The sequence below is a fragment of the Pseudomonas sp. OG7 genome (genome assembly GCF_014192825.1).
Classification (GTDB): domain Bacteria; phylum Pseudomonadota; class Gammaproteobacteria; order Pseudomonadales; family Pseudomonadaceae; genus Aquipseudomonas; species Aquipseudomonas monteilii.
Map to the genome: position 1 here is coordinate 151,523 of NZ_JACHYK010000002.1, position 15,003 is coordinate 166,525.

Consider the following 15,003-nt stretch of genomic DNA (forward strand, 5'->3'; position numbering starts at 1 on the left):
TTTCAACCCCACCCCGCAGACACAAAAAAACCCGGGGCTCACCCGGGTTTTCCAGTAACGCATGCAACCGTCAGTGTTGTGCCATGTCCAGCACCACCCGCCCACCGCACGGGCATTGGTCCATGTAGCGATGCGCCTCTACCACCTGCTCGAACGGGTACACCTTGATGATCTGCGGTGTCAGCAACTGGTCGGCGGTAAACTGGTTGATGTCGCGCAAGGCGCGCTGCAATGCCACCTGGTCCTGGCTGATGCCAAGCTCTGGCTTGCCGGTGAAGTTGCCGATGCAATGCACATAGAACTGGATGTTCTTCTGGAAAGCCGCGCACGCCGGGAACGGCGTTTGATTACCGCCTTGCAGGCCATACAGCACCAGGCTGCCACGCGGTGCCAGCACGTCGCCCAGCAGCGACATCTGCGGGCCACCCATGCCATCGAGAACCATGTCTACGCCGCGACCTTCGGTATACTTGCCAACCTGCAGCAGCAAGTCCTGCTCTTCGGTGACAATCACTTTGTCGGCGCCCAGGCTCAGCAGGTACTCACGCTGTTCCGCTTCCTTGGTGGCCGCAAACACTTTCAGCCCCAACGCCTTGCCAAGCTGCACGAAGGCGGGGCCGGCGCAATGGCTGGCATCGGTGACCAGCGCAGTCTGCCCGGTCTTGGCCCGCGCCAGGTCGACGTAGGCAAAATAGGCGATCAACAGCGGCGTATAATGCACGCTGGCCTCGATCGGGGTGAGTACATCCGGGTAGCGGGTAATGGCTGAACGCGGGAGCACAATGACATCACCATACACCGGGTGGTCGTTGGCACTGGTAGCCGGGAAGCTGGCAACCCGATCACCGACGGCAATGTCTTCTACCCCTTCACCGATCGCCGTCACCACCCCGGCCATTTCGTGGCCGATCCCCGCAGGCAGCCGTGCCTGGGACGGCGCCAGGTTCTGGCGCCAAAGCACGTCATACCAGCTGACGCCAACCGCCTCGACGCGGATCTGAACCTCGTCGGCAGCGGGTGACGGTTCGGCCTGCTCCTCGCAACGGAGCACATCGGCAGCGCCGAACTTGTGGAAACGGATCATGCGGGACATCGCATACCTCGCCTTTGTGAACCTCTAATTACCACTGACTCTATCCGGGCTTTACCGGTTAGACCATCAGCGGTCATTAATAGTCGACATGCTTGTCATCGATTGGGCACCTCACTTTCCCTGCAATTGGTCCCCCTAAACCCGTGCAGGGTAACAGCCTTTGGCCTTAAGATTCACCCCTGCCCCACTTTAGGCGAAGCGCACCGATGAATCGAAACGACCTGCGTCGCGTAGACCTCAACCTGCTGATCGTGTTCGAAACGCTGATGCACGAGCGCAGCGTGACCCGTGCCGCGGAAAAACTGTTCCTCGGCCAACCGGCCATCAGCGCGGCCTTGTCGCGCCTGCGCAACCTGTTCGACGACCCGCTGTTCGTGCGCACCGGCCGCAGCATGGAACCCTCTGCGCGGGCGCACGAGATCTTCGCCCTGCTGTCGCCGGCGCTGGACTCCATTTCCACGGCGGTCAGCCGCGCAGCCGAGTTCGACCCCGCCACCAGCAATGCCGTCTTCCGCATCGGCCTGTCGGACGACGCCGAGTTCGCCCTGCTGCCACAGTTGCTCAAGCGCATTCGCGCGGAAGCGCCTGGTATCGTGCTGGTGGTGCGAAGGGTCAATTACCTGCTGATGCCTACGTTGCTGGCTTCGGGCGAGATTTCGGTGGGCGTCAGCTACACCAGCGAACTGCCGGCCAACGCCAAGCGAAAAGTACTGCGCCGCAGCATGCCGAAACTGCTGCGGGCCGACAGCGTGCCCGGCAGCATCACCCTGGACGACTTCTGTGCCCGACCGCATGCACTGGTGTCGTTTGCCGGTGACCTTTCCGGGTTTATCGACGAAGCGTTGGAAGAAATTGGTCGCAAGCGCCATGTGGTGCTGGCGGTGCCGCAGTTCAACGGGCTGGGGAGCTTGCTGGCGGGCACGGATATCGTGGCGACGGTGCCGGACTACACGGCCGATGCACTGACTGCGGCGGGAGGGTTGCGTGCCGAGGACTTGCCGATACCCGTGCGCAGTTTCGAACTGCACATGGCTTGGCGTGGAGCGCAGGATAATGACCCGGCGGAAAGGTGGTTGCGGTCGAGGATACAGATGTTCTTCGGGGATCCCGATAGCTTGTGACTGACTTCCATCAATATCCATAAATACCAATAGAATCATCACTTTATCCTGACCCTACGTCCAAGGCCATCCGTAGTATTCCGCTCATTTCCAATACGCTTGCGGATATATTTTTGGGTACTTTTTCTATTTCGAAAAAAAGTACCCGCACATGACGACTTCCCTCCCCACGCCTGCATTGCGGCGTAAACTCAGCGATGCCTTCTTGCGCGCCATTGCTGAACCCGGCAAGTACACCGACGGCGAGGTACCCGGTCTTTACCTGCATGTTCAGGCCTCGCAGAAGTCGAACAAGCCTGCCGCGAAATACTGGCGGATGAGGTATCGCCTGAACGGCAAGGAAAACGTGTACGCGATCGGCCGTTATCCCGACATTGGCTTGAGAGACGCCCGCGACTTGGCCCGCGCCGCGCGCCAGAACGTAGCTCATCACGTCGCCCCGCTGAAGGCCAAACGCAAGAAAATCGCCGATCAGCTACTCAATGAGGAACGCACATTCAGTTACGTCGCCGAACAGTGGCTGGCCTTCAAGTCGCACGACCTCGTGAGCAAATCCCTCGCGGGCTTTCGCGGCGCTTTGAACAATCACATCCTGCCCACGATCGGCAACATTCCCGTCAGCGAGATCAAACTGGACCACATCATCGAGATCATCGCTACCCTGCGCCGAGCACGCACACTGGCCATGGCCAAGCGCGTGCGTACCATCATCCGTGCCGTGCTCGGTTTCGCTGAGGGTCGTGGCTGGGTGGAGCGTAACGTGGCCCTGAGCAACACCGAAGAGCTCAAGGTTCGCCATGTGGTGACCAGTAATCCCGCGATCGAACGACCAGCCGATTTGGGTCACCTACTGCTTCGTCTGGATGAGCTCAGCCCGAGCAGCGTGAGCACTGCGATGCGCTTGCTGGTCATGCTGCCGGTTCGCCCCGGCGAGCTGGTGAAAATGCGTTGGGAAGACATCGATCTGGTCAGCGCCGACTGGCGGTATGTCGTAGGGAAAACCCGCCATCTGGATAAGAGCAAACACATCGTGCCACTGCCGGAGCAAGCCCTTGTGCTGTTGCGTGAACTACATGAACGGCGGGTGGTGGATGAAGCGGGCAATGGCTGGGTCTTTGTATCGCCGGTCTACCCAGGCTATCCAATTGACGCCACGTCCCTGGCCAAGGCCTACCAGCGGATCTGGCCGGAATACCGCATCACTGCGCATGGTTTCCGCGCCACCTACCGTACTATCGCTCACGAGCATTTAGGTATCGATCCGATTGTACTGGAGTTGTCGTTATCGCACCGCATGCCAGGTGCACTGGGTTCCGTGTATGCCCGCGCGCAATTGCTGCCGCAGCGTCGGGAGGCCGCACAGCATTGGGCGGACTACCTCGATCGGCTTCGAAAAAATTCCAAAGATACTGCAGCAGAATAGTTGTCGGAAAAGTACAGATCCTACTTGCACTTCCTTCTTGTCATGATCACAACAACTGCCTCTTCAGATAGGGCCAACTCAATATCGTGAACATGGCGGAGCACTCGATATCCGAACTCACGCGACTTAGCCAGCCGGTAAAAATAAAGTTATAACAATCAATAAGATAAAAATTGAGTTCGAAAGCAGCGAAGTCCGCCAAATAGCGCTCCAACGACTTCTGAATCGCCCCTGATTTCCTAGACACTCTCCAAGCTCTGAAAATAGCGTTTCTCATACTCTACTGGCGACAGCTGCATAGCACTGCCGTGTCGGCATTTAGGCTTATAAAACATCTCGATGTAATCGAAAATATCACTCCGGGCTTCGTCACGCGTTGCGTAGATCTTTCGTCGGATTCGCTCCCGCTTCAAAAGCTGGAAAAAGCTCTCGGCTATGGCATTGTCGTGGCAGTTTCCCCGTCGGCTCGTGCTGCTGACCACATTTTTGGCCTTAAGGAAGCTTTGCCAATCTGAGCTACTGAACTGACTGCCTTGGTCTGAGTGAATCATCACTTGCTGCTGTGGCTTGCGTCGCCAAACGGCCATCAACATCGCGTCGATAGCAAGGTCGCTGCACATCCTCGGCTTCATTGACCAACCAATCACTTGGCGAGAAAACAGATCCAGCACTACCGCCAGATACAGCCATCCTTCATAGGTGCGAATGTATATGATGTCTGTCACCCAGACCTTGCTCGGCTCGCTGACCTTGAACTGCCGGGCAAGGTGGTTGGGCGAGGCCAGGTTGGTTTTCCGCCATAAAACCCAGGACGACGGCGATAGCCCGTTTGCGAACGCAACCCCTCTGCCTGCATCAAACGACCGACTCGATTTCGCCCGCATGTCTCTCCCAGTTCACGCAGGTCACCATGAATTTTGCGGTAGCCGTACACACCTCCGCTTTCGAGCCAAGCCTGTTTGATCAAGCCAAGCAGACGATGATCTTCTTTTGCTCGGGTAGATTGAGGCTCGGCCAGCCAGGCGTAGTAGCCGCTGGGATGCACCTTGAGGGTTTGGCAAAGGCGCCGCACCGGGTAATCCGTCGAGTGCTTCTTGATGAAGGCGTACTTCAGCCGCACTCCTTGGCAAAGTACGCGGCGGCCTTCTTTAAGATGTCTCACTCTTCCGTCACGCGCTTGAGTTCAGCGCGCAGCTTACGCAGCTCAGCCTGCTGATCATCGTCTTGCTGACGCTGTTCTTGGGGTTTGCTGTATAGCTTGATCCAAGCGTAGAGGCTGTGCACGGACATGCCCGGGCGCTGGGCAACATCGGCGACAGGCTTGCCTTTCTCGGTCACTTGCTTGACCGCTTCGATCTTGAATTCTTCAGGGTAACGCTGACGACTCATGGCACCTCCTATTTGGGCCTCATTATGAGGCTTGGAGATGTCTAGGAAACCAAGGGCGATTCATACCACACTAGACAGTGCCTTAAGCCTCAAATCTTGAAACAAGTTGCTGCAAGTGCCCCGCTAACTCGGAAAGATCGCCACTTGCCTGATCAGTTTGTGTGACGCCTTCAGATGCTTCCTTGGACAGTCCCTGTATTTTCAGCAGGCTCCGATTGACGCTTTCCATCATCCCCTCCTGCTGATCAGCTGAACCGGCAATGACCCTACTTCGCTCAATGATCGTCTCGATTGAGGCCTGAATATCTCTTAAAGCCTGGTCAGCGGACCCAGCCAGACTCAGAGTGATCTCCGCACTTTCTGAACTGCGCCGCATTGACGAAACTGCCCGTTCCGTCACCTCCTGAATGCCCCCGATGAGCACCTCGATCTCATGGGTTGAGTTCTTAGTTCTAAGCGCCAAGGCCCGAACTTCCTCTGCGACTACTGCGAAGCCGCGCCCAGCGTCACCTGCCCGGGCCGCCTCAATGGCAGCGTTGAGCGCGAGAAGATTCGTTTGCTCCGCGATTGAGCGAATGACCTCGATGATTCTGGTGACGTTTGCAACATTCATGGCCAGCTCGCCGACCTGTGCGTTTGTCAGCGAAACCTCTTCAGTAAGCTCAGAGATGGAGTTGACCATCCGAGCGAACTGTTCACAGCCCGATCTCACGCTTTGATCGGAAATCTGAGAGGCCTCCGCAGTCCTGGCTGCGTTCTTTGCGACCTCCACCACTGCGAGCGTCGCGACATTCACAATAGAAACCGCTGACACAACCTCCTCATTCTGCAACTTCATTGCCCTTGAAGAAGATGTGGTGACTACTTTGAGCTCAACTGCAGAGGCCGCAATGCGGGTGGATGACTTGGTGATCGCCTTGATCATCTCCCTCAGACCGTCCTGCATGAGGTTTAGCGAGCTAAGAACCTGAGCAGGCTCGTCTCGGCCCTGGGCGTCTATCTTGACGTCCAGCCTTCCCAGGGCAACCCTCTCAACCACCTGCACTGCGCGCCGAAGGGGTCGCACAATGCTCTTGGTGTAAAAAATCGCTAAACCCACCGTTACCAGTAAAGCGATTAATACGGCAGCGATGATACCCCGCCGGGCACTGTCCCGGGCCTCGAGAAGCCCTACCGTGGCTTTCTCATAACCCTCCATGTTTAGCTTCATGAGTTCCTCGGTTGCCATCCCAAGCCGAGTCCCATAGCCAATTATTGCTCCCCTCAGCATTGAGGAAGCCGAGGCCAGATCGCCAGAAGAAATTGTACGGATGATATTCTCCTGCTCAGTGGTATAGATCTTGTCAGTCTGGTCGAACTGATCGAATACACTTCGCTCTTCCACACTCGTCAGCCCGACATTGACCTGTTCCTTCAGCGACTGAACTTCACCCACAAGCGCTTTCAGTTGGCGAAGACCAACCGTCCTTGCCGCTGGATTTTCCAGAGAGGAGAGTTGAGCAAGAAATACATGATTCCTAAGCTGTGCTTTAACCAGGTTACTGAGATTGACTATATTGGGCAGCCACTTCTCATTGATGACCGCAGATTGCTTCGCCATCCTTTCCATTTTATGAATAGAGAACGTACCCAAAAGAAAAACAATCAGCGCGATGATGCCAAAACTAAATGCCGAGCGCGGCGCCAATTTCATACTTCGTAACATATCGCCCCCGTATAGCCAAAGGCAGCAAACAAGAAAGCGCCTGACGAGGACCGTACAGGCGCACAAGTAACGCAAGGGACAACAACAATAGGCGCTAAATGGCACTCAAACCATTGAGGAATATCTGACCTCGTTGCCTACAGGTCAAAAGGCCAGCTTCTTGATCACAAGAAATACACCAATGAAGCCGCTGGCCAATCCACTGAAAAACCCACTCATGCCGTTGCCGATGGAATTATCAAGTGGATTGAGTGGAAACGGCGCAAGGTAATATGCAACAAGAAAGGCCACAACTGCGGAGATAACGCCACCAACAAGGCCAGCCACAACAGATTCTTTCAAAGCAAGACTCATAGTAGTTCCTCTGTTTTTATTTTCGGACGTACATCAACAAACAACCCTCCCCAGGCGAGGAAGATCATTGGCCAGGTATTTCTTTGAGCCCTCTAACTGTCCTAGATTCGCCGTTTTCAGGCGAACCGAGGACTCATCCTTGATGGATAGGGAATTAGAGCGGACGCCCCAAATACTGGTAGGTCTGCAGTAGCAGCCCAGCCGATCTCTCTCGGTTACCCAACGCGTCTTCCTGTTCATTCCTGCACAACTGCAGCGATGCGTCGCAGATCGTCTTACAACGTTCAAATCGACGATTGGAGTACATTTCAAGAGCAGCTTTTGCTGTGGTGGTGGCAGCAATGCTTTCAGCAAGGACAACAGCATCTTCGATGGCCATGCCACCGCCAGAGGTCATGTGAGGCGTAGGAGCGTGTGCGGCGTCGCCGAGCAGAATCACACGATTGCGATGCCAAGGCGCCGGCACAAGTGTGATATCCAGCGGACGGAAAATGACCTGCTTGGCATCGGTCACACGCTCGAGCGAGTCGCGGATTGCCGGAGCAGTGTACTCCATCAAGCGCTCCCGAATGAGATGATGAGCCTCTCCCTCCGGAATGCGCAGAGGCTCTTTACTGTTTTCGAGATAGAAGATGTAGCAACTTTCTTGCGACGTCGGGAACGATCCCACCGTATGACCCGTGGGAGTGCGATAAAGGCAGAAAGCATCGATTTCAGCGGGCCTCGGCGCATTGAAACGCCAGACACTTTGACCAGCAAATCGAGGGCTGCAGTCTGTACCGAACACCTGACCACGAATCTTCGAGTAGACCCCGTCTGCCGCAACCACCAAGTCGTATGTTGCCTCGCGGCCGTCCGAAAAGCGAACGTCGACGCCATCCTCACGATTGACCAGATTCTCTACGGTCAAACCGCGATCGATAACTGCACCAGCACCCTCGGCGGCAGACTCGAGGATGCCAGCCAGTTCCGGGCGGCGAATCCCACAGCTGGGAGGTGCAGGGTTGGTTACCAGAAGCTCGCCTGCCGAATTGAACTGGCGAAACTTATCGAACCGGTAACCACTATCCAGGCAAGGCTCCGCGAGACCGAGACCTGTGAGAGCCCGCATCGCGTTGTGAAGCATACAGATTCCAGAACCGGTAATCGGAGCCTCAGGCTTGATATCGATACAGTGAACATCAACACCAATTCTGCGGAGCGCGAAAGCTGCTGTGGCGCCCCCGATTCCGCTGCCCACGATCAGGACGCGTTTAATTGCATTCATTCTTGTCTCCTCTCCGCTTCTGTGGCGGGTGGTAACTGCTATAGCAGGTGTAGTCGCCCGCACATGGCTCAAAGCTCTGCACGAGGCTGGTCACATTCGCGCCTCTTACTGACCGGCTCGGACGCTGAACTAGCCACCCGGAGCGGGTCGAATTACTCTCTATGCTCAAATCTCGCGGTTTGACATGTTCAAAGACCGAAATTAAAAGCGGAACATCGATTGTTTACATGAACGGATCGCGACGCTCGGGCCACCAAGACTCTTCCGGACGCTGCCCGATGCGATTGCGCAGGACACCGACACCGCCCACGTCCAGTTCCACCACATCGCCCGGGTTCAAGCTACGCCCCAGCTCGAGTGCCGAGCCATCACCCATGGTACCGGAACCGATGACATCGCCAGGCTGGATGTGGTCGCCGATAGAGACGTAGGCAATCAATTCCTCCGGGGTCCAGAGCATCTCGGACGAATCACCCTCGCCCCAGGTCTCGCCGTTAACGCGAACGGACATCTTAATGGCGTTCAGATCGGAGAATTCGTCAATTGTGGTGATCCACGGGCCGATGCCGTAGGCGAAGTCCTTACTCTTGGTCGGCCCCATACCTATTGCGAACTCGTTGGCCTGGAGATCGCGAGCGCTGAAGTCGTTGAAGATGGTCACGCCGAACAGGTGGGCAAGAGCGGTGTCGGGAGTGATGTTATTGGCCCGGCTCCCGATGACCCAACCGATCTCGAGTTCGTAATCGATACGCTGGCCGCGAGCCGGCCACGGTACCTCAGCGTCATGACCGATGACGGTCCAGGGCGAGCCCTTGAAATAGCCGGGGATCTCCAGCAGGGCCGGCTGTGGCGTGACATTCATTCGCTCGTGGAATTGGCGGATGTGCTTGGTGAACGTCAAGCCATCACGGACCACTGAAGGATCGCACGCCGCGCCCCACTTCAGACCGTCCATGGCCAGCGACGCATCAGCCCCGTTTTTCTCAGCCGCTTCAGCAGCGGTATCCAGGAACTGCTGACCCAAGGCGATGGCAGCAGACATGCTTTCGGGGAAGACCGTGGACGCATAGCGAAGAGCAGCTTCGCGAGTAGCGCCCTTAGCTTGAAGACGCAGAGCTTCAGCGGCGCGCAGATCAATGACTCTGTTCTGCTCCGGCAGAACCATGCAGATACGCTGTACGGGACCGTCCAGACCTTCAACCACAAACCGACCTAGTTTCATCACTTTCTCCCGAGGGGTTGTCGTGCTCTTTCGAGAGTAAACTATACGTATCGTTTCGAAAGTGCAACCAATTCCAATCACTCCTCGGATTTGACCATATGTATTGACTCAATGAGCCTTGCTTGGAAAGAATATTTTGGATACGATCCGTTTCGTTTATCTTACAATCATCCCAGCTGAGCACCACAAGCAAGGGCCTGACTGAGTTGTCTTGGGTATCGAGAGGGCCAGACCACTTGAAACCTTCAACCGCCTCACGAGGAAGGCTATATGGCTGCAGATCCATGGAGCCGTCTAGTCAGAGACGTCCCTGCAAAGCACTCATCGCCGAAACAGGGACGCCCTGCTATTGCTCCCCCCGCAACCGCCGTTCTTTGGAATCCATCATATGACTGCCAATCTTAAGAACCCCGTATTCGTTTCCAGTGACACAGCTCGAGCCGTCTTTCGCTGGAAAGACGCTATTGCCGCCCTCCAGAAGGCATACGGCCACTCCATCCCTCCGAAAGCGACGCCACCTCGCACGGTCGCAGTGCTTGAAAAAACATGGCTACGCAACCTGCCTGCAATTCCTCCTGGCAGCCGATACTACGGCGCCAAACTGATGGGTTCGAACATGGGGGGCGATGCGCCTCCTGGCATCGAATACGTCATTGTCCTGTTTGATCGGACCACCAACCGAATCGCAGCCTTCGTCGACGGCAACCTGGTGACGGGCTACCGCACAGCCTCAACTTCAGCCGCTGCGTTGGATCGACTTGCCCCCAAAGGCCCTGCACGCCTGGCAGTACTGGGTAGCGGCCTGGAAGCAGCGATGCACACACGCGCGTTTGCAAGTGTTCGCGAGCTCACCGAAGTCAATGTATTCAGCCCGACGCCTGATCGTCGCGCAGCCTTCGCCGCAGCAGTAACCGCAGATATCGGCATTCCGGCCAGAGGTGTCGCATCCGCCAAGCAGGCAGTGGAAGGTGCAGACATCGTGCTGACCGCCGCCCGCTCGCGCGGCGAGGAGCCGATTCTTTTTGCCGAATGGCTGAAGCCCGGCGCAACCGTTGTCTCGATTGGTTCGACCATTCCTGAACAGCGCGAGATAGACATTTCGGTGGTTGAGCGCAGCGACATCATCATCTGCGACACACTGGAAGAGGTGCTCGAGGAAACTGGGGACATGTTGGCTGCCAAAGCAGCAGGCGTTGAGTTCCAAAACAAGGCATTCAGCCTGGCCGACCTCATGGGCGGCGCCTGCGCCGATGCCCTGGCAAAAGCTCGCGCCCCGATGTTCAAGTCTGTCGGCGGCGGTCTGCAGGACATCGTCGTCGCTGAGCTGATTCTAACCAAGGCACTCGAAGCCGGCCTTGCCACCCCGCTCCCCATCGAATTCGAAACCAAACGCTAAACGAGCTTTTAGTCCAGATAAAGCAATCCACAGAGGAAACTGAACATGGCCAATTACAACAAAAAGGACGCCCGTGAGTGGGCACGTGAACACCTGCTCGGCGTGGCCAACGTCACCATTCCGACGATGACCTCCGACTTCAAGCGCATCAACGAAAAGGCAGTGCGACATGATGTCGAACTGGCGATCCAGCATGGCTTCGTGGGCACGCTGTCCTGCTCTGAGGTTGCGATCACTCAGGACCAGTACGTCGAGTTCTGCCAAATCATGGCTGACCAGGCCGCAGGCCGGATGGTCGTGGTTCACCATGCCGTATTCAACACCCTTGAAGACAACATCGAAGCCGTAAAGCGTGCCGAAGCTGCCGGCGCCGATGTGGTACTGCTGGGCTACCCGCCCTACTTCTACCCGAAGGACTACGAAGAGGTTTTCCAGTACACCAAGGCAATCTGTGACGCGACCAATCTCGGCGTGATCATCTTCCCGCTGCCGGCCTGGGGCTTCAGCCGACTGCACCCTGCAGACATCCCGCTCTCGGTCCTGCGTCGCATGGTCGACGAGATTCCGAACGTTGTAGCGATCAAGGCCGAAGGCGGACTGCCCTACATCATGTCAGCCATTGAGGTTCATCGTGAGTTCCACGAGGAGGTCGTGATCTCTTCCCCTCTGGAATACGAATACGTGCCCCTGGCCCAGGTCATGGACATTCCGTTCTGTGGGACCAACTACTCCGCTTACTACGGCCCGCTGCTGCCCCAGATCCACAAGCTGATCCGCGCAGGCAACTACGATGAAGCCACCCAGCTTTGGTACAAGATGGACCCGGCCCGCAAGGCTTTCGCCAGCCTCCCGATGGCTGCAAACGGTCTGCTGAATCGCATGATGTGGAAGTACCAGGGTTGGCTCCAGGGCTACAACGGCGGCCCGATGCCCCACCCCACTCAACGTGTATTCCAGCGCGATATGGCGGTACTGCGCAAAGGTCTCGAGGCCGCCGGTCTCAATCCCACCCGTGATGCAGACGAAGCCTTCTTCGTCGGCCGTAATCCCGTTTGAGGCCCGCCATGACCTGTGCAAATACTCTGCAACTGAAAGACCCCGACCTGCTGCGTCAAGCCATGCTAATCGATGGCCAATGGGTTCCAGCCGACAACGGACAGAGCATCGAGGTCCGCAACCCAGCCACCGGCGAGCTGGTGGCTCATGTTCCCAATGGTGGTATGCGTGAAACTCAGCGTGCAGTAGCCGCCGCCGAGCGCGCCATGAAAGGCTGGCGTAAAACGCTGCCGAAGGAGCGCTCCAGGATACTTCGCAAGCTATTCGATCTGATGCTGGAAAACATCGACGACCTTGCGAAAATCATGACTGCCGAACAAGGTAAGCCCCTTGTAGAGTCCCGCGGCGAAATTACCTACGCCGCGGGCTTTATCGAGTGGTTTGCCGAGGAAGCAAAACGCGTTTACGGCGACATCATTCCGCACAACCTGGAAGGTCGCCAGATCCTCGTGCAGAAGGCGCCGATCGGGGTGTTCGCAGCAATCACTCCCTGGAACTTCCCCTCGGCAATGATCACCCGCAAAGCGGGTCCGGGCTGGGCTGTTGGTTGCGCCGGCGTGATCAAACCCGCAAGCCAAACTCCGCTATCTGCACTGGCACTGGCAGTGCTCGCGGAGCGTGCAGGTCTGCCTGCAGGCGTCTGCAACGTCGTGACCGGCTCCGCTCGTGCAATCGGCGGCGAGCTGACGTCCAATCCAACTGTACGCAAGCTCTCCTTCACCGGCTCAACCGAGGTAGGCGCCCAACTGCTGGCTCAATGTGCACCGACCATCAAGAAGACCAGCATGGAGCTCGGCGGCAACGCTCCATTCATTGTCTTCGATGATGCCGATGTGGACGCGGCGGTGAAAGGTGCCATCGCAGCCAAGTACCGCAACACCGGACAGGCCTGCGTTGCTGCCAACCGGCTTCTGGTTCAATCGGGCATCTACGATACGTTCGCGCAGAAGCTCGCAGAGGCCACCGCGGCTTTGAAAGTTGGCAACGGCATGGACGAAGGCGTAGTGCTTGGCCCGCTGATCAATGATGAAGCGGTCAAGAAAGTCGAAGAGCACATCGCCGACGCGGTCGAGAAAGGCGCCCGGATAGCAACTGGCGGTAAACGACACACCCTGGGTGGGAGCTACTTCGAGCCGACCGTTCTCACAGATGTGCCGAACGAAGCGTTGATCTTCAACGACGAAACCTTCGGCCCGGTAGCCCCCTTGTTCCGCTTCGACTCTGAAGAAGAAGCGATAAACATGGCTAATGACACGCCGTACGGCCTGGCCGCGTATGTATATGCGCGCGATGTGGGCAGGATCTTCCGCATCGTCGACAGCCTCGAATTCGGCATGGTCGGTGTGAACGAAGGGATGATTTCTACTGAGGTTGCTCCCTTTGGCGGCGTTAAAAACTCCGGCCTCGGCCGCGAAGGCTCCAAGTACGGGGTAGAAGACTACCTGGAGATCAAGTACATCGCCCTTGGAGGTCTGAACCAGTAACCGCAGGCATCGCCAATGCTCGGCAGCCAGAGATGGCTGTCGAGTACTCCCCTAAGCATTTCCTCTGCTGCGCAGAGCAGCACTGTCGTTAGCTGCTAGCCCTCTATATAGCTCTCTTCCTTTTCCTCAGTGTTTCGCGGTCGACAACGCTACTGTTCAGGCTCCACAGATCTACATGCCTAGAGTCATAGAGTCGAGAGCTCCTTGCCAAATAGGGACACCATTGGGCTTTGACGATTTGCGCCGTCTTACCCCGCTACGCCGTCTAATCCGCTTCCTGTTCGTCAGGCCAGCATTTTGCCTCGGGCTTCTTTCAGATTCGCAGTCACCCACGACACCCTTGCCTCTGGCTAACACTTCCCCTTGCCGGGTGTGTAGAGGACTTTCAACTCCAAGTCGCCCGCTCAGCCACCATAGCCAAACGGGTTGCACTAACGCGCAACGCGCCATGCCTGGCGCACGCAAAAAAAAACGCCCAGCCATGCGACTGGGCGTTGCTGTAATTCATATCAGTACTTCAGAAAACCATTAAGCATGATGGTGTCGCCTTCCGAGGAATTACGGGAGTAAATGTCATTCTGGTAAGCGGCAACAATTCCCCAATCACGAGTGCCGTAGCCAACCTGTGGGCCGATTTTGGTGGTGCGGCTGCGATTACCTACATTATGACCTTGAGACTGATCGTCGTTCAGCTGAGTTGAGACGAATCCGCCCACGCCAACCAACCAGCTCTGGGTTACACGATAGTTCAGACCATAATCAGCTACTAACTGAACGCCCGACTTATAGTCAGTATCGCTATTTTCCCAACTGTAGTTCAGGCTGATCTTCGAACTCAGTTCGACACGCTCCATCGGGAACCAAGTGAAGGCATAGGCCATGTATAGGGCGCGGCTGTTGTTACCCGCGTTGATGAGCGCGTTCTTGTCATACTTACCCCACGGTTCGATCAGTTCAATATCGACGTTCTGCAGGTAGTTCGCAGACACCCAGCTGACCAAGAAGCCAAACATCGGATCGCCGATACCGCTGACGGAGTCACGCTCGAACGGACCAAGAGCCGGGATGTTAATGTGCCCCTTGACATAAGGAATCGCTGCCTGCAAAGAGACATCGCCGCCCAGCAACTTCGGACCGTCCAGGGTGTGAACAACTCGAATGGCGTGGGCGTGAACTCGACCCTTGGCCTTCGGAAAGACTTTATCGCCATCATTGTTTCGGACCGAATCGATATCGATAAGTTTATTGTACGTGTAGAAATGAGTTTCACCAGGAGCACCCACAGCGCCACTCATCACAGTTACGGTACCTGCTGGATAGCTAGAGCTCCCCCCCTCCAACGCATAAGTATGCGAAGCCAACAGGAAACCGACGAAACAGGTAACCACTCGCAAAGCACCAGCACTTTTCATGGATAGACTCCGCTTTGTTTTTGTTTTAGTTCTAATTGAGCCACCCGGAAAATAGAGTCCCCACCCAGCCATTTATTGGGA

At 56.5% G+C, this 15,003-nt stretch carries 11 protein-coding genes and 2 pseudogenes; 5 read left to right on the forward strand and 8 right to left on the reverse strand.

Annotated features, from left to right (window positions below; all coding sequences use genetic code 11):
• Nucleotides 1–70 precede the first annotated feature (70 nt).
• Complete coding sequence (locus tag FHW75_RS05135; protein WP_019098277.1) at nt 71–1,093, reverse strand: zinc-dependent alcohol dehydrogenase family protein; 1,023 nt, start codon at nt 1,091–1,093, stop codon at nt 71–73.
• 206 nt (nt 1,094–1,299) lie between these two features.
• Between FHW75_RS05135 and FHW75_RS05140 the strand changes: the two genes are divergently transcribed.
• On the forward strand, nt 1,300–2,214 hold the full coding sequence (locus tag FHW75_RS05140) for a LysR family transcriptional regulator (RefSeq protein ID WP_003253946.1): 915 nt from the start codon (nt 1,300–1,302) through the stop codon (nt 2,212–2,214).
• 151 nt (nt 2,215–2,365) lie between these two features.
• Nucleotides 2,366–3,637 carry an integrase arm-type DNA-binding domain-containing protein gene (locus tag FHW75_RS05145; RefSeq protein WP_183673262.1) on the forward strand — a complete coding sequence of 424 codons (1,272 nt, stop codon included), beginning with the start codon at nt 2,366–2,368 and terminating at the stop codon, nt 3,635–3,637.
• Between the two features lie 239 nt (nt 3,638–3,876).
• Here the strand turns inward: FHW75_RS05145 and FHW75_RS05150 are convergent.
• The 6 genes and pseudogenes from FHW75_RS05150 to FHW75_RS05170 all read right to left on the reverse strand — a co-directional run bounded on the left by FHW75_RS05150 (nt 3,877) and on the right by FHW75_RS05170 (nt 9,574).
• A pseudogene (locus FHW75_RS05150) lies at nt 3,877–5,026 on the reverse strand (IS3 family transposase).
• A gap of 82 nt (nt 5,027–5,108) precedes the next feature.
• Nucleotides 5,109–5,972 (reverse strand): methyl-accepting chemotaxis protein, encoded by an 864-nt coding sequence (locus FHW75_RS27105; RefSeq protein ID WP_141099597.1) that lies wholly within the window; start codon nt 5,970–5,972, stop codon nt 5,109–5,111.
• Nucleotides 5,964–6,731: pseudogene (locus FHW75_RS27110) on the reverse strand (MCP four helix bundle domain-containing protein); the annotation flags it as partial. The pseudogene FHW75_RS27110 and the gene FHW75_RS27105, both read right to left, overlap by 9 nt.
• A gap of 144 nt (nt 6,732–6,875) precedes the next feature.
• Nucleotides 6,876–7,085: a hypothetical protein gene (locus FHW75_RS05160; protein WP_027596523.1), complete on the reverse strand. Its 210-nt coding sequence runs from the start codon at nt 7,083–7,085 to the stop codon at nt 6,876–6,878.
• A 154-nt stretch (nt 7,086–7,239) separates the two neighbouring features.
• Nucleotides 7,240–8,352 (reverse strand): FAD-dependent monooxygenase, encoded by a 1,113-nt coding sequence (locus tag FHW75_RS05165; protein WP_027596522.1) that lies wholly within the window; start codon nt 8,350–8,352, stop codon nt 7,240–7,242.
• Nucleotides 8,353–8,575: 223 nt separating this feature from the next.
• Entirely contained in the window at nt 8,576–9,574 is a 999-nt protein-coding gene (locus FHW75_RS05170; protein WP_027596521.1) for a fumarylacetoacetate hydrolase family protein, read from the reverse strand.
• Nucleotides 9,575–9,962: 388 nt separating this feature from the next.
• On the opposite strand from FHW75_RS05170, the gene FHW75_RS05175 reads away from it, so the two are divergent.
• The 3 genes from FHW75_RS05175 to FHW75_RS05185 are packed head-to-tail and all read left to right on the forward strand — an operon-like array spanning nt 9,963 to nt 13,510.
• Nucleotides 9,963–10,970: an ornithine cyclodeaminase family protein gene (locus FHW75_RS05175; protein ID WP_027608959.1), complete on the forward strand. Its 1,008-nt coding sequence runs from the start codon at nt 9,963–9,965 to the stop codon at nt 10,968–10,970.
• A gap of 45 nt (nt 10,971–11,015) precedes the next feature.
• Entirely contained in the window at nt 11,016–12,026 is a 1,011-nt protein-coding gene (locus FHW75_RS05180) for a dihydrodipicolinate synthase family protein (RefSeq protein WP_027596519.1), read from the forward strand.
• A 26-nt stretch (nt 12,027–12,052) separates the two neighbouring features.
• The gene (locus tag FHW75_RS05185) at nt 12,053–13,510 is read left to right on the forward strand and encodes an NAD-dependent succinate-semialdehyde dehydrogenase (RefSeq protein ID WP_201296097.1); all 1,458 of its coding nucleotides are present in this window, start codon (nt 12,053–12,055) and stop codon (nt 13,508–13,510) included.
• Nucleotides 13,511–14,019: 509 nt separating this feature from the next.
• Here the strand turns inward: FHW75_RS05185 and FHW75_RS05190 are convergent.
• A complete protein-coding gene (locus tag FHW75_RS05190; protein WP_183673264.1) occupies nt 14,020–14,922 on the reverse strand; it encodes a transporter in 903 nt (300 codons plus the stop codon).
• Nucleotides 14,923–15,003 lie beyond the last annotated feature (81 nt).

What these genes read in the sequence shown, in the direction of transcription:
- FHW75_RS05135 (WP_019098277.1), bottom strand. Translation starts at nt 1,093, where the DNA reads ATGTCCCGCATGATCCGTTTCCACAAGTTCGGCGCTGCCGATGTGCTC.
- FHW75_RS05140 (WP_003253946.1), top strand. Translation starts at nt 1,300, where the DNA reads ATGAATCGAAACGACCTGCGTCGCGTAGACCTCAACCTGCTGATCGTG.
- FHW75_RS05145 (WP_183673262.1), top strand. Translation starts at nt 2,366, where the DNA reads ATGACGACTTCCCTCCCCACGCCTGCATTGCGGCGTAAACTCAGCGAT.
- FHW75_RS27105 (WP_141099597.1), bottom strand. Translation starts at nt 5,972, where the DNA reads ATGCAGGACGGTCTGAGGGAGATGATCAAGGCGATCACCAAGTCATCC.
- FHW75_RS05160 (WP_027596523.1), bottom strand. Translation starts at nt 7,085, where the DNA reads ATGAGTCTTGCTTTGAAAGAATCTGTTGTGGCTGGCCTTGTTGGTGGC.
- FHW75_RS05165 (WP_027596522.1), bottom strand. Translation starts at nt 8,352, where the DNA reads ATGAATGCAATTAAACGCGTCCTGATCGTGGGCAGCGGAATCGGGGGC.
- FHW75_RS05170 (WP_027596521.1), bottom strand. Translation starts at nt 9,574, where the DNA reads ATGAAACTAGGTCGGTTTGTGGTTGAAGGTCTGGACGGTCCCGTACAG.
- FHW75_RS05175 (WP_027608959.1), top strand. Translation starts at nt 9,963, where the DNA reads ATGACTGCCAATCTTAAGAACCCCGTATTCGTTTCCAGTGACACAGCT.
- FHW75_RS05180 (WP_027596519.1), top strand. Translation starts at nt 11,016, where the DNA reads ATGGCCAATTACAACAAAAAGGACGCCCGTGAGTGGGCACGTGAACAC.
- FHW75_RS05190 (WP_183673264.1), bottom strand. Translation starts at nt 14,922, where the DNA reads ATGAAAAGTGCTGGTGCTTTGCGAGTGGTTACCTGTTTCGTCGGTTTC.